Origin of the sequence: Enterobacter chuandaensis (genome assembly GCF_039718975.1) — a bacterium.
In the GTDB taxonomy this organism is placed as follows: Bacteria; Pseudomonadota; Gammaproteobacteria; order Enterobacterales; family Enterobacteriaceae; genus Enterobacter; species Enterobacter chuandaensis.
Genome location: NZ_CP097173.1, coordinates 1,983,515 through 1,996,433, shown reverse-complemented (window position 1 = coordinate 1,996,433; position 12,919 = coordinate 1,983,515). Strand labels below are relative to the sequence as shown.

Sequence of the window (12,919 nt, the reverse complement as noted above, 5' to 3'; positions counted from 1 at the left end):
TAAAGGAGAAGCGTGCAATGTCGAACAAAGATAAATCACATCAATCACCGATTCATGGCACTGAAGAATCTCAACCGGGTATGGACTCTCTCGCCCCTTCTGACGGCTCTCATCGCCCCTCCCCCGGCCCCTCTGCCCCTGGCGAACAGCCAACCGCGCCGGGAAGCATGAAATCTCCGGACACCGGAAACGAGAAACTGAAATCGCTTGAGCCACACCGTAAAGGCGGCGAAGGTTTTGCGCTCACCACCAACCAGGGCGTGCGCATAGCCGATGACCAGAACTCCCTGCGCGCCGGGTCGCGTGGGCCAACGCTGCTGGAAGATTTTATCCTGCGGGAAAAGATCACCCATTTCGACCACGAGCGAATTCCGGAGCGCATCGTTCACGCGCGCGGTTCTGCGGCGCACGGCTACTTCCAGCCATACAAAAGCCTGAAAGCGATCACCAAAGCGGACTTCCTCTCCGACCCGGACAAAATCACGCCGGTATTTGTGCGCTTCTCCACCGTACAGGGTGGTGCAGGTTCCGCCGACACGGTGCGTGATATCCGCGGCTTTGCCACCAAGTTTTATACCGAAGAGGGTATTTTCGATCTGGTGGGCAATAACACCCCGGTGTTTTTCATTCAGGATGCGCATAAATTTCCTGACTTTGTCCATGCGGTAAAACCGGAGCCCCACTGGGCGATACCGCAGGGACAAAGTGCGCACGACACTTTCTGGGACTATGTCTCCCTGCAGCCTGAAACCCTGCACAACGTAATGTGGGCGATGTCTGACCGTGGGATCCCGCGCAGCTATCGCACGATGGAAGGGTTTGGTATTCATACCTTCCGCATGATCGACGCGGAAGGAAAAGCCACGTTTGTCCGCTTCCACTGGAAGCCTGTGGCGGGTAAAGCCTCGCTGGTGTGGGATGAGGCGCAGAAGCTCACCGGGCGCGATCCGGACTTCCATCGCCGTGAGCTGTGGGAATCCATTGAAGCGGGTGACTTCCCGGAATATGAACTGGGCCTGCAGCTGATCCCGGAAGAAGACGAGTTTAAGTTCGATTTCGACCTGCTTGACCCGACCAAACTCATTCCTGAGGAGCTGGTGCCGGTTCAGCTGGTGGGTAAAATGGTGCTCAACCGCAACCCGGATAATTTCTTTGCCGAAAACGAGCAGGCCGCGTTCCACCCGGGTCACATCGTTCCCGGTCTGGATTTCACCAACGATCCGCTCTTACAAGGGCGCCTGTTCTCGTATACCGATACGCAGATTAGCCGTCTTGGTGGGCCAAACTTCCATGAAATCCCGATTAACCGTCCAACGTGCCCGTACCATAATTTCCAGCGCGACGGGATGCACCGTCAGGATATTGATACCAACCCGGCGAACTATGAGCCGAACTCCATCAGCGACAACTGGCCGCGAGAAACCCCGCCCGGCCCGAAACGCGGCGGATTCGAATCGTACCAGGAACGTATCGACGGCAACAAAATTCGCGAGCGCAGCCCCTCTTTCGGCGAGTATTACGCTCACCCTCGCCTGTTCTGGAACAGCCAGACGCCGATTGAGCAACAGCACATCATCGGCGGCTTTAGCTTCGAACTGAGTAAAGTGGTGCGCGCCTACATCCGCGAGCGCGTGGTCGATCAGCTGGCACATATTGATATTCAGCTCGCCCAGAGCGTGGCGGATAACCTTGGTATCACCCTGACCGATGAGCAGCGCAATCTTGCGCCGCCGAAAGAGGTTAACGGCGTGAAGAAAGATCCGTCGCTGAGCCTGTATGCGGTGCCGGGTGGTTCGATTAAGGGACGCGTGGTCGCCATCCTGCTAAACGACAAAACCCGCGCCAGCGACGTGCTGGGGATTATGCAGGCGCTGAAAACCCAGGGCGTACACGCCAAATTGCTCTATTCCCGCATGGGTGAAGTGATCGCGAATGATGGTTCCGTGCTGCCGGTGGCGGCGACCTTTGCCGGCGCGCCATCGCTGACCGTCGATGCGGTGATTGTGCCGTGCGGGGATATTGACAGCCTGCTGAACAACGGTGACGCCGTCTATTATCTGCTGGAAGCCTATAAGCACCTGAAACCGATCGCGTTGTCCGGCGACGCGCGACAGTTTAAGGCACAGCTGAAGGTTGCCGAGCAGGGTGAGGACGGCATTGTCGAGGGCGATAACGTTGACGATGCCTTTATGACGAAACTGTTTGATCTGCTCGCCGCGCACCGCGTCTGGTCGCGCAGCAGTAAGATTGATCAGATACCGGCGTAAAAAAAGCCGGGTGGCGCTTGCGCTTACCCGGCCTACATTTCGACTGGTTTTGTAGGCCCGGTAAGGCGAAGCCGCCACCGGGCTTTATCTCAAAGATCCCCAAACGTCCCCAACCGATACCCGCGCTCGGCAATCGCATATTTCAGCGAGGCCGACGTCAGCACGTCCAGCTCAGCCAGACGCGGCCAGCAGTAGGCGCTCTTACGCACGGTGTTATCAACAAACGCCGGGTGCGCCATCACTTCCACCGACGTTTCGCCCCGGGCAGCGGACTCATCCAGCACCTTCAGGAACAGCGCTTCGTCGATTTCATCGCCGTAAAATGCGCTGCTAAACCCCTCTGTTGTCGTCACGGCGCACTCCGGTACTCCGCGCACGTCGCGATCCACGCGCATCGCCACGCCTTTACGCTGTGCAAATCCGGCAACAATCGGGAAAATCGCCGGGATCATATGCACATGGTGATGGCTGTCGATGTGTGTCGGCGCCTTGCCAAACACATCAACAAAGCGGTTGTACTGGCAGTCCAGCTCACGGGCAATCTCTTCGAGCGGCAGAGCACCCTGCTCCGCCAGTTCCCAAATCCATTTGCCCAGCAGGCCGTCACGCGTCAGACCCGGCATTGGCGAAAGCGGCATTCCGAGCGTCAGCACAAAATGCATGCCGACGCCCAGCTCTGGCACCTCACGGCTCAGCTGCGCCGCGTGTTCAACCGCTTCACCATTCACCAGTGCCGTGGTAGAGGTCACTACCCCGCGGCGACAGGCTTCAATAATGCCGTAGTTCTGGCCTTTCGAGAGGCCAAAATCATCAGCATTAACGATCAGCAGGTTTTCCATTGTGCATCCTCTCAGTGTTGTTTGAACTTCAGCTTCTCGATCGTGGCGGCAAAGTTCGGCAACCATTTTTCATGCGCCAGGATCATCTCGCTGGCCAGCTGCTCCGCATCGCGGTCGGAATGCACCAGCGGGCTGAGGTTGAGCGCCAGAAGCACGTCATTGAGTTCACCGCTCAGCGCCGCGTTGCTTGCCGCTACTTCAAAGCCTTTAATTGTGTGGATTAGGCCCATGACCTTATCATCGAAATGGGTGATGCGTGGATGCGGTTTAGCGCCATCGTGTCCCAGGATGCAGGTCATCTCGACGGCCCAGTCAGCCGGGATATTGTCGATATGGCCGTGATGCGGCACATTCACATAGTGCTCCGCCTGCTTGTCGTTGTAGATGGCGTTAATCACTTCACACGCTGCATCGGAGTAGTAAGCCCCGCCTCGCTGCTCCAGCTCTTTCGGTTTGACGTTCAGGTTCGGATCTTTATACAAATCGAACAGCTGCTTCTCAACTTTCTGAACGATTTGCGCGCGCGCGCCGCCCTTATAGTACTCGCCCATTTCGATGGCCAGCATCTCTTTCTGCTTGAAGTAGTACAGCAGGTAAGAGCACGGCAGCAGATTCAGCGAGCGGATCAGCCCTTCGCTGAACGGCAGGTCAAAGATGTTTTTCACGGAAGCCGCGGTCAGGCGGCCGGAAGCCACGCCGTCGAGCAGTTCGGCAAAACGCGATTTTCCGTTCACGATAACGTCTTTAATGAACACCATATGGTTCAGGCCGAACAGATCGATAGAGAGCTCGTCTTGATCGGTCAGGGCCAGCACGTCGCGGATAAACATCTTCATGCCGATCGGAATATTACAGACGCCGATAAAGCGTTTGAAATTGGTATGACGATAAACCGCCTCGGTTACCATTCCGGCCGGGTTAGTAAAGTTAATCACCCACGCGTTCGGGCAGATCTCCTGCACATCTTTGACGATGTCGAAAATCACCGGAATGGTGCGCAGGCCTTTAAACAGACCGCCCGCGCCGTTGGTCTCCTGCCCCAGGTAGCCGTGGCTCAGCGGGATACGTTCATCCAGCTCGCGCGCTTTAAGCTGGCCAACGCGCAGCTGAGTGGTGACGAAATCCGCATCCTTCAGCGCCAGTCGACGGTCGAGCGTTTTGTGCACGGTCAGAGGCACGCCCGCTTTCTCCACCATGCGCTTGCACAGGTCGAAAATAATATCCAGCTTCTCCTGACCTTCCTCAACGTCCACCAGCCATAATTCGCTGACCGGTAATTCATGATAACGTTTCAGAAAACCTTCGAGTAATTCCGGGGTATAGCTGCTGCCGCCACCAATGGTTACGACTTTTAATTTCTTTTGCATAATATCTCCCTTAGCGTATCAGGTTAATCGCCTGCAAGGTATAGCGTACTCTTCCCGCTATTTGGGCAAGCCATTAAAGCAATATGTGTGGCGGATAAGTCCGCCGAAATTCAGTTAATTACCGTTAAATTTTTCCGGTAACTGTTCGGTGTGAATGAAGTCAATTTCTTAAAGGTTTTAATAAACAGGCTGGGACTGCTGTACCCTGACTCATAAGCAATATCAGTAACCGAGTAGTTGGTAATTTCCAGCTGTTTTTTAGCAAAGTTAATGCGGATTTCATTAATAATTTGCACAGGCGTTTTACGATAATAACGCTGCGTCGCGCGGGTCAGATATTCCTGGGATTTGCCCGACAGTGACACCATATTTTCCAGCGCATTTTCACTGAACTGGCCTTTATCGTGCATCAGCTCAACGGTACTGCGCAGCCACTGCGGAACATCATCCGTCACCTGCTGCTCTTCACGATGGTGGCGCAACCGGTTCATCACGTAGAAGGTCACCGTTTCAATAAATTCATCAAATTCATTGTCGCGGAAGTTAAGCGAGGCGATAACCGTTTCAATCCAGGTCATGAACTCGTTTTTGACACGGTATACCTGAGAGGCCACAAAGCAGAACGGCACCAGCGGCAGGTAGTGTTTCTCAAAGAAGCGTCTGCTGACGCCCACGTTCAGAATACGGGTGGCACCAAATTCGTAAAAGCTCTGATGATAAGAACCCATCGGCAGGAAGACAAAATCCCCACGTTCAAGCAGGACGCGCTTACCGTTGATCTCCTGGTAGTAGCGGCCGGTCAGAACAATCGTGAACTCATAGTAGTCATGCTGGTGCAGGCCACTGGCGCTCTCCGTCTTGTTGTAGATAACCACGTGAAAATTTTTGCCATTAAACAGCTGCTGTTCAAATGCGGTTTTAATTTCCATCGTGCTGACCTCCTGCTGCAAAATCCGACTCAGTGCATTTTCTCGTGAAGCTCGATTAACTCCGCTACCAGCTCGCGCGCCAGCATGGAGGTCATCAGGTGATCCTGGGCGTGTACCAGCACCAGGCTGACCTTCATCTTTCCTTCGCCCTGGTCGCTTTCAATCAGCTTTGTCTGCACCATGTGCGCTTCGTTCAGCGCCGTGCGGGACTGCTCCATCATGGTTTTCGCGGCGACGAAATCGCCCTGCTTGGCCTGCTTCAGTGCGGCATACGCCAGGCTGCGTGCCTGTCCGGAGTTGATGATAAGGCCCATCACCACTTCTTCGAGATCGTTCTCTGCGGCTTCGTCTGCGACGATACTATCCAAATCTAACATTTTTAAGCTCCTTGTGGCTGGCGCGGGCTTCCCCGCGCCGGTCAATCTTAGAATTTCAGTGAGAGGGCAATATCCTCTTCGCTCTCTTCTTCATCGATAATGGTGGCGGCTTTGTTTGCAATCGCCACGAATGGCATGTAAAGCAGGGTCGCAATCCCGAGGTTGAATATCGCCAGCAGGAAGGCCGCGACGCTACCGTTGGTGTTGAAGAACGCGCCCAGACCTGCCGGCATGGTCCACGGTGCAATGTTGGTGACCGGTGGAATGATACCCATGTAATAAGCCGTCAGGGTGATGGCTGCCAGCAGCGGCTGTACCAGGATGAACGGGATGAACATTACCGGGTTCATGATGATTGGCAGACCAAACAGAATCGGCTCGTTAATCTGGAAGATGCCTGATGGCAGGGCCAGTTTAGCCACCTGACGATAGTCAGCGCGACGAGAGACAATAAAGACCGCGATGATCAGACCCAAGGTCGCCCCGGTACCACCCAGGAAGATATAGGAGTCAAGCATCGGCTTCGCCCACACATGGAAGGTTTTACCTGCCGCCAGCGCCGCATCAACGGAGCCATACTGCTGGTAAAGCGCAACGTTTTCCAGTGCCCACGGGGTCATAATTCCGCTGTCCAGCGCGGCCAGTGCCAGTGAACCGTGCACGCCGAAGAACCACAGCAGAGAGGTGAAAATCACATACGCCCAACCTACCACGCCACCCATCGACGCCAGCGGCGTAGAGATAGAGTCCATGATGATCTGGTGGAAGTTCGTACCCCAGTGAGAGAGCGCCCAGGCGATAATCCCCATAATGGAGAGAATAATGAAGCCTGGAATCAACGCGGAAAATGAACGAGAAACGGAAGTCGGTACGCTATCCGGCAGGCGAATAACCCAGTTGCGACGGATAATAAAGGTGAACATTTCTGCCACCACCAGGCCGATAACAATACCGGAGATGATGTTGGCCCCGCCCAGCCAGTTGGCACCTACGGCGTAGGCTTCACCCACGCTGTAAGGCGTGACGGTCATAAACGCGGCAACGGATAATAACCCGGCGGCCAGCGGATCCACTTTACGCTCTTCAGCCAGTGCCATCCCGATAAAGAAAGGTGCCATCAGCGACATAATACCTAACGTACCGTTATATACGTTGCCGCCGATGGCTTTAAAACCGTTAAGGGTTTCAATCGTGGAAGCGTCTAACCGAATTCCTAATGAATAAAAGAAGGAACCTTCACCAAAGCTCAGAAAAACGTTGTTAATTAAAACGAACATGGCCCCGGCCAGCGTTAACGGCATTAATTTAATAAAACCGTTTTTGATGGCATTAACGTGAGGCTGCTTTCCTATTTTAACAGCAAAAGGAAGGAGTACCTTTTCAAGTGAAGCGATGACTTTACTCATAGGAAAATACCCTTAAATGCCGTAACACATGTTACGGCGTAATTGTGTGTGAAATAACTCTTTGACGGGAAAAATAAAAATTAATTAGCAGCTTTTTTAATTGCTGCCACAGCAGCTTTAAGAACACCTAAACCATCAATCTTGCCGTACAGCCCCGAGTCGATCACTTCGACCGGTTTATTCGGTAGCAGTCGTTGAATTTCGGGCAACATATAGGCAATTTGCGGTCCCAGTAAAACAACATCCGCTTTCTGGCCTTTTTCACCCGCCAGCGTCTCTGGAAACGCTTCAATCACCACAGGGACTTCATACTTTTCAGCCTGCGCACGCATCTTTGACACCAGAAGCGAGGTTGACATGCCCGCTGAGCAGAACAGGTAGATATGTTTCTTTTCCATCATAATTTCCCTCTTGTATGACTACCTGCCGTCGCGCTATCACTCGACTCGCTGTCCCGGCAGACAGGTAGCTTGCTTACTGTTGTTTATCGTTAGAGTGAGTATACGCAATGGTACAGACAGGGGATAATTCTGAACAGACCCAAATTGTCTCTCATTGACCTGGCTTGTTGACTACCTTCACATTTCGGGTAAATAATTCGCGCAAAGAAATAAGATTTACGTATGCATAAAAAAACCGGCCCAAAGGCCGGCTTGTTAACATCATCAGGCAAGCAGGGTTACTGCGCCTTAGGTGCCTGCGGGTCGGTGTCGTATTCAGCACAGGTCTGATAGCCGGAGTTAATCACATGTCCGGTATCATCCAGGGCAACAAAGTAGGTTTCAGCCTTACCATCACGTTGACCCAGGATGTAGGTCTGACAGGTTCCCTTCGCATGGATCATGGTCACTTCGGAAGAAGGTTTACCGGCAATCGCAGCCACCTGCGAACGGGTCATGCCTTTTTTGACATCTTTAACCACGGGCTGGGTAAACTGATCCTTGGTGCGATCGTAAGCCGTACACCCTGCCAGCATCGTCAGTACCGCCGCTGCGCTAAGAATTCCTGCTACGTTCTTGTTCATATTCCGTCCTCTTGTTTATCAGCGTGTTATCTAAGCATGGGATAAAAAGTACTATTGTTCAACTTTGTGAATTACGCCAGACGAATTTCGGAAAATTCTAATAAAACAACGATAACCTGCTAAATCGCCGTAAATTAGCGCACTCGAAACTGTGATCCTTGTCGTTTTCCGCCCAAAGGGTTAGTTTTAACAGTTAACACATTCTGTTTATGGAGAGCGTGATGACTCTGCAACAAGAGATTATTCAGGCGCTGGGCGCGAAGCCTGCGATAGATGCACAGGAAGAGATCCGCCGCAGCGTGGATTTTTTAAAGTCGTACTTAAAAAAGAACGCTTTCCTGAAATCCCTGGTGCTGGGCATCAGCGGTGGGCAGGACTCGACCCTGACTGGCAAACTGTGCCAGATGGCGATTTCTGAGCTTCGCGAAGAGACGGGCGATGAGACACTGCAGTTTATCGCCGTGCGTCTGCCTTATGGTGTACAGGCGGACGAACAGGATTGCCAGGATGCCATCACGTTCATCCAGCCAGACCGCGTGCTGACCGTGAATATTAAGGCATCGGTGCTGGCAAGCGAGCAGGCACTTCGCGAAGCGGGCATTGAGCTCAGCGATTTCGTTCGCGGCAACGAGAAAGCACGCGAGCGCATGAAAGCGCAGTACAGCATCGCCGGAATGACCAAAGGCGTTGTCGTCGGTACCGACCATGCGGCAGAAGCGATCACCGGTTTCTTCACCAAATACGGCGACGGTGGCACCGACATCAACCCGATTTTCCGTCTCAACAAGCGTCAGGGCAAGCAACTGCTGGCCGCGCTGGGCTGCCCTGAGCATCTGTATAAGAAAGCGCCGACAGCGGATCTGGAAGACGATCGCCCTTCCCTGCCGGATGAAGCGGCCCTTGGCGTCACCTATGACAACATTGATGATTATCTCGAAGGCAAAACGCTGGATGAAGGTACCGCGAAAATTATCGAGGGCTGGTACCTGAAAACCGAGCACAAGCGCCACACGCCAATTACGGTGTTTGACGATTTCTGGAAATAAACGCTTCTCCACAAATTTATGCGAGCAGTGGACATTCCCCTCTCCCCTTTGGGGAGAGGGTTAGGGTGAGGGGCAGCCGCCACCCGGCTCTTTTTTAACCACCACACTCCTGCTACACTGTATACCTGAACAGTATATGGAGCAGTATGTGAGCAGGCGTCAATCCGCCCCGCGTCTTGAGTTTGAAGCGGCGGCAATCTACGAATATCCCGAGCACCTTCGCCCCTGGCTTGAGGCGTTGCCTAAGCAGCCGGGTGTCTACATCTTTCACGGTGAAAGCGACACCCTGCCGCTCTATATCGGCAAAAGCGTCAATATTCGCAGCCGGGTATTATCCCATCTGCGAACCCCGGATGAGGCGGCCATGCTTCGCCAGTCGCGACGCATTACCTGGTGCCAAACGGCGGGAGAAATGGGCGCACTGTTGCTGGAAGCCCGGCTGATAAAAGAGCAGCAGCCGCTGTTCAATAAGCGCCTGCGCCGTAACCGTCAGCTCTGCTCCCTGCAGATCAACGACGGCAAGCCGCAGGTCGTCTACGCCCGCGAAGTCGATTTCTCCCACGCCCCGAATCTCTTCGGGCTGTTCGCGAATAAGCGTGCCGCTTTGCAAGCCTTGCAGGCACTCGCCGACGAGCTGCAACTCTGCTACGGCCTTTTAGGTTTAGAGGGTACGACGCGGGGTCGTGCCTGTTTCCGCTCCGCGCTGAAGCGCTGCGCAGGCGCCTGCTGCGGAAAAGAGAGCGTTGAGGCGCATCACGCCCGGCTCCTCGCGGGCCTGGCCGGGATCAGCGTCAACTGCTGGCCCTGGGACGGCGCCGTTGCGCTAAAAGAAGTGGGTGAAACGATGACGCAGTACCACATCGTCAATAACTGGCTCTGGCTGGGGGCTGTCGATAATCTAAACGACGCGGCAACCCTGCTGCGCACCCCCGCCGGTTTTGACCACGACGGCTACAAAATACTTTGCAAACCCGTGTTAACCGGCAGGTTCGAGATCATCGCGCTCAGTGACCCGGCAGCCAGTTGATTTCACTGAACAGCAGGGAACCCTGAGATTCCAGCAGACGCAGAGTATGGGTTCCTTCTTCCCAGCTGGCGCCCTGATCGGCCGTCAGTAATTTATCACCCAGCTGCCATGCGCCGCTTAACACAAACACCACGCCCCCGCGCGAGCCAAAGGTGGTAAAGGTACGGTCAGCAACCCGCACTTTCGCCTGACAGCAGTCGCGCCGGGTCATGATGTTGAAGTCCATCGCCATCCTGCCATCGGAAAGCAGCGCCTTAACCGGCAAATCACCGGCGAAGCTGTAAGGCTGATGCTGCTTCAGGGTATGGCAGAACGCCTGACCGGCATCCAGCGTCACCTCTCCGCCTTCCAGCAGGGTAATGACCCGGTCGACACCGGGAAACGAGGAGAATTCGCCGTTGCTGGCTATGGTCGCAATGCTGGCACGCCAGCAAAAGTCACGCGTCGCGGGAGGAATACAGCAAATTTCTCGCGTTTCGCCAGCACCATTGCGCCAGAGGCTGACCGGCATCTTACGGATATCAAAGAACTCCATTACCACTCCTGAATGGCACAACCCGTGCCAGGGCAAGGATATCGCTACCCTTGCAGTCTTGTTTATTATCGTCAGAGACTCACAGACACAGTATCGGCAGCAGAGCAGGCAGGCCTTAGCGGAACGTTAATAAAAATTCTAACGCTATGACTCTACAAACATTCTCTGAAGCGACTACAGGAGAATACCGCGCTGGCGGCGGCAGACAAGAGGGCGGGAAAGAAAAACCGCCGGTCCTGTCCACAGCGATTGCGCTTTTGTGGACAGGATCCCGGCGGTCTTAAGATGTTGAACCGATTATTCGGTTGGTGCTGGCATTTTACCTTCCATCGCCGGACGTTCTGTCAGACGCTTCTCAAAATTAGCATTAAACTGTTTTTTCTGTTCCGGGGTCAGAATGTTGTAGATCTTATTCTGGGTTTCCATGTGGGCCAGCATGCGAGCTTTATGCTGCTCGGCCATTTTGTCGATCTGCGCTTCGGCTTTTGCCTTATCGAAGCTGTCGCTGGCAATGATGTTATGCATCGCGCGGCGCTCTTCCAGCGGAGGACGCTTCATCTGGTCACGCTGGCTTTTCATGATGTCGCGGATCTGCTGCTTCTGCGCGTCCGTCAGGTTCAGATCTTTAAACATCATCATTTCATGGTGCATACCCGGCTTGCCTTTATGATGCATCATCATTTTGCCTTCAGCTGGCGCAGCGGTGGTGGTTGCGGTATCTGCGGCGAACGCCATGCTGGTAGCGCCCAGAGCCAGGGTAGAAGCAACAAACAGTGCAGTAAACTTACGCATAATTTATTTCCTTTCTTTCAGTTATTCTTCGGCGCTATGCCGTGTTGACGAGATTAACTTTACGGGGTTTATCGTCAATTAGTCAGAGCAACGGTAAAACAATGAAAGTGTAAAAAACAATTTTTCGCCAAATGTGGAGGAAATAAGGATAAAGCGTGGAGAGTTGCAACAAAAAATATTCAATGCGATGATTTTAAAGAGATTTAGCAGAAGTATAATGAAGTGACGATGAATAATAAAGCAATTTGCCAGGAATATTCCGTAAAAGAAATCGGAACGCTTTAATCGCTAAGAAAAGATTTTAACTTCCCCTCTCCGATGATGAGAGGGGAAACGTTCAGATGATTTTTTCCAGCATCAGGCCGGCTCGCAGGCCAAACGCTACGGAGGGATTGGGGAATAATACATATTCGGTGGTTTTCTGCACCTCATAGCGCTCATCACCATCCTCCGCCAGCAACGCCCCTTTGCGGAACGGGGTGAAGTTCAGGGTGTGCGCGGCCATGTGAAGCTGGAAAGCCTCGCTGCGGCGGGTAATTTGCTGCACAACGCGATAACGCACGACGGCTTCCTTCGCGTGCTCTGGCGCTGTGCCGCCCAGCAGCGCCCGAAGCGCAAGATGCGTTGGCGCAAAGCGGGTCAGATCGTTCTGACCAAACGGGAGCGCTTTTCCCAGCTCCAGAGTACAGGCCAGCGCGCCAAAACGTTCGCAAGTGAAGTGAGTAAAGGTCCCCCCCGGCGACTGATGAAATACCAGCGCCTCCAGCCCGGCATCCCCCAGCCAGCTCAGAAACGCTTCATCCCACGGCTGATTACGCTGCGGCAGAACGCCGAAGCGGACATGGTAAGAAGCGCGGATCGCCGTATGCAGATCAAGATGCCAGCGCGCCGGGCCCGCCGCGGCAAAAAAAGTGGTCACAACGGTCTCCAGCCACGCTGCCCGCGCCGTTTCGTCACTCTGAGGAAACTGCGACCAGCGGCCGCCGAACATGCGGTTAATGTCGCTCACCAGGTACCGTTTGTTTTGCGCCAGCGCAGGCGGGTTGCCAAGCACCACCAGCACGCGGCACGCAAGCGTGATTTCGCCGCGATATAACGCGCCCAGCAGCCCATCGACGATCTCAACGGGTGCGGTTTCATTGCCATGGATCCCCGTGGAAAGCAGCAGCGATAACGCGCTGCTGGCCGTCGGCGTCAGCTCAAGCACCCCGCGCCCCAGCCACCGCCAGCGAAACGAGGGGCCATCCCCCTCGCTCTGTTCGGGCGTTTCGTCTGCCAGGGTCAGCGCCAGTAAATTTTCCATATTCACT

The 12,919-nt window shown here is 54.1% G+C and carries 13 protein-coding genes; 3 read left to right on the top strand and 10 right to left on the bottom strand.

What is annotated here, in order from left to right:
• Nucleotides 1-17 precede the first annotated feature (17 nt).
• Nucleotides 18-2,267: a catalase HPII gene (gene katE / locus MX657_RS09730; protein ID WP_346808274.1), complete on the top strand. Its 2,250-nt coding sequence runs from the start codon at nucleotides 18-20 to the stop codon at nucleotides 2,265-2,267.
• Nucleotides 2,268-2,356: 89 nt separating this feature from the next.
• Here katE and chbG read toward each other — a convergent pair whose 3' ends face one another.
• From chbG to osmE, 7 genes are all read right to left on the bottom strand, one after another.
• Nucleotides 2,357-3,106, bottom strand: coding sequence for a chitin disaccharide deacetylase (gene chbG / locus MX657_RS09725; protein WP_119914789.1), 750 nt, complete (start codon nucleotides 3,104-3,106; stop codon nucleotides 2,357-2,359).
• An 11-nt stretch (nucleotides 3,107-3,117) separates the two neighbouring features.
• Entirely contained in the window at nucleotides 3,118-4,473 is a 1,356-nt protein-coding gene (locus MX657_RS09720) for a 6-phospho-beta-glucosidase (RefSeq protein WP_346808272.1), read from the bottom strand.
• 110 nt (nucleotides 4,474-4,583) lie between these two features.
• Nucleotides 4,584-5,402: a transcriptional regulator ChbR gene (gene chbR, locus MX657_RS09715; RefSeq protein WP_032644864.1), complete on the bottom strand. Its 819-nt coding sequence runs from the start codon at nucleotides 5,400-5,402 to the stop codon at nucleotides 4,584-4,586.
• 29 nt (nucleotides 5,403-5,431) lie between these two features.
• Nucleotides 5,432-5,779, bottom strand: a complete 348-nt coding sequence (gene chbA, locus MX657_RS09710) for a PTS N,N'-diacetylchitobiose transporter subunit IIA (protein ID WP_346808270.1) — start codon at nucleotides 5,777-5,779, stop codon at nucleotides 5,432-5,434.
• Between the two features lie 47 nt (nucleotides 5,780-5,826).
• A complete protein-coding gene (gene chbC / locus MX657_RS09705; protein ID WP_014883475.1) occupies nucleotides 5,827-7,185 on the bottom strand; it encodes a PTS N,N'-diacetylchitobiose transporter subunit IIC in 1,359 nt (452 codons plus the stop codon).
• Between the two features lie 80 nt (nucleotides 7,186-7,265).
• Nucleotides 7,266-7,583 (bottom strand): PTS N,N'-diacetylchitobiose transporter subunit IIB, encoded by a 318-nt coding sequence (gene chbB, locus MX657_RS09700; RefSeq protein WP_014883474.1) that lies wholly within the window; start codon nucleotides 7,581-7,583, stop codon nucleotides 7,266-7,268.
• 281 nt (nucleotides 7,584-7,864) lie between these two features.
• Nucleotides 7,865-8,209, bottom strand: a complete 345-nt coding sequence (gene osmE, locus MX657_RS09695; protein WP_010430142.1) for an osmotically-inducible lipoprotein OsmE — start codon at nucleotides 8,207-8,209, stop codon at nucleotides 7,865-7,867.
• Nucleotides 8,210-8,430: 221 nt separating this feature from the next.
• Between osmE and nadE the strand changes: the two genes are divergently transcribed.
• Both nadE and cho read left to right on the top strand, forming a co-directional pair.
• A complete protein-coding gene (gene nadE / locus MX657_RS09690; protein WP_080327404.1) occupies nucleotides 8,431-9,255 on the top strand; it encodes an ammonia-dependent NAD(+) synthetase in 825 nt (274 codons plus the stop codon).
• 148 nt (nucleotides 9,256-9,403) lie between these two features.
• Nucleotides 9,404-10,282, top strand: coding sequence for an excinuclease Cho (gene cho / locus MX657_RS09685; RefSeq protein WP_080328150.1), 879 nt, complete (start codon nucleotides 9,404-9,406; stop codon nucleotides 10,280-10,282).
• On the opposite strand, the gene ves is transcribed toward cho, so the two are convergent.
• The 3 genes from ves to astE all read right to left on the bottom strand — a co-directional run bounded on the left by ves (nucleotide 10,260) and on the right by astE (nucleotide 12,912).
• Entirely contained in the window at nucleotides 10,260-10,817 is a 558-nt protein-coding gene (ves, locus tag MX657_RS09680) for an environmental stress-induced protein Ves (RefSeq protein ID WP_080327405.1), read from the bottom strand. The genes cho and ves overlap by 23 nt on opposite strands.
• A gap of 297 nt (nucleotides 10,818-11,114) precedes the next feature.
• Nucleotides 11,115-11,609: an ATP-independent periplasmic protein-refolding chaperone Spy gene (gene spy, locus MX657_RS09675; protein WP_252001429.1), complete on the bottom strand. Its 495-nt coding sequence runs from the start codon at nucleotides 11,607-11,609 to the stop codon at nucleotides 11,115-11,117.
• A 337-nt stretch (nucleotides 11,610-11,946) separates the two neighbouring features.
• Nucleotides 11,947-12,912 (bottom strand): succinylglutamate desuccinylase, encoded by a 966-nt coding sequence (astE, locus tag MX657_RS09670; RefSeq protein ID WP_252001428.1) that lies wholly within the window; start codon nucleotides 12,910-12,912, stop codon nucleotides 11,947-11,949.
• Nucleotides 12,913-12,919 lie beyond the last annotated feature (7 nt).

What these genes read in the sequence shown, in the direction of transcription:
- katE (WP_346808274.1), top strand. Translation starts at nt 18, where the DNA reads ATGTCGAACAAAGATAAATCACATCAATCACCGATTCATGGCACTGAA.
- chbG (WP_119914789.1), bottom strand. Translation starts at nt 3,106, where the DNA reads ATGGAAAACCTGCTGATCGTTAATGCTGATGATTTTGGCCTCTCGAAA.
- MX657_RS09720 (WP_346808272.1), bottom strand. Translation starts at nt 4,473, where the DNA reads ATGCAAAAGAAATTAAAAGTCGTAACCATTGGTGGCGGCAGCAGCTAT.
- chbR (WP_032644864.1), bottom strand. Translation starts at nt 5,402, where the DNA reads ATGGAAATTAAAACCGCATTTGAACAGCAGCTGTTTAATGGCAAAAAT.
- chbA (WP_346808270.1), bottom strand. Translation starts at nt 5,779, where the DNA reads ATGTTAGATTTGGATAGTATCGTCGCAGACGAAGCCGCAGAGAACGAT.
- chbC (WP_014883475.1), bottom strand. Translation starts at nt 7,185, where the DNA reads ATGAGTAAAGTCATCGCTTCACTTGAAAAGGTACTCCTTCCTTTTGCT.
- chbB (WP_014883474.1), bottom strand. Translation starts at nt 7,583, where the DNA reads ATGGAAAAGAAACATATCTACCTGTTCTGCTCAGCGGGCATGTCAACC.
- osmE (WP_010430142.1), bottom strand. Translation starts at nt 8,209, where the DNA reads ATGAACAAGAACGTAGCAGGAATTCTTAGCGCAGCGGCGGTACTGACG.
- nadE (WP_080327404.1), top strand. Translation starts at nt 8,431, where the DNA reads ATGACTCTGCAACAAGAGATTATTCAGGCGCTGGGCGCGAAGCCTGCG.
- ves (WP_080327405.1), bottom strand. Translation starts at nt 10,817, where the DNA reads ATGGAGTTCTTTGATATCCGTAAGATGCCGGTCAGCCTCTGGCGCAAT.
- spy (WP_252001429.1), bottom strand. Translation starts at nt 11,609, where the DNA reads ATGCGTAAGTTTACTGCACTGTTTGTTGCTTCTACCCTGGCTCTGGGC.
- astE (WP_252001428.1), bottom strand. Translation starts at nt 12,912, where the DNA reads ATGGAAAATTTACTGGCGCTGACCCTGGCAGACGAAACGCCCGAACAG.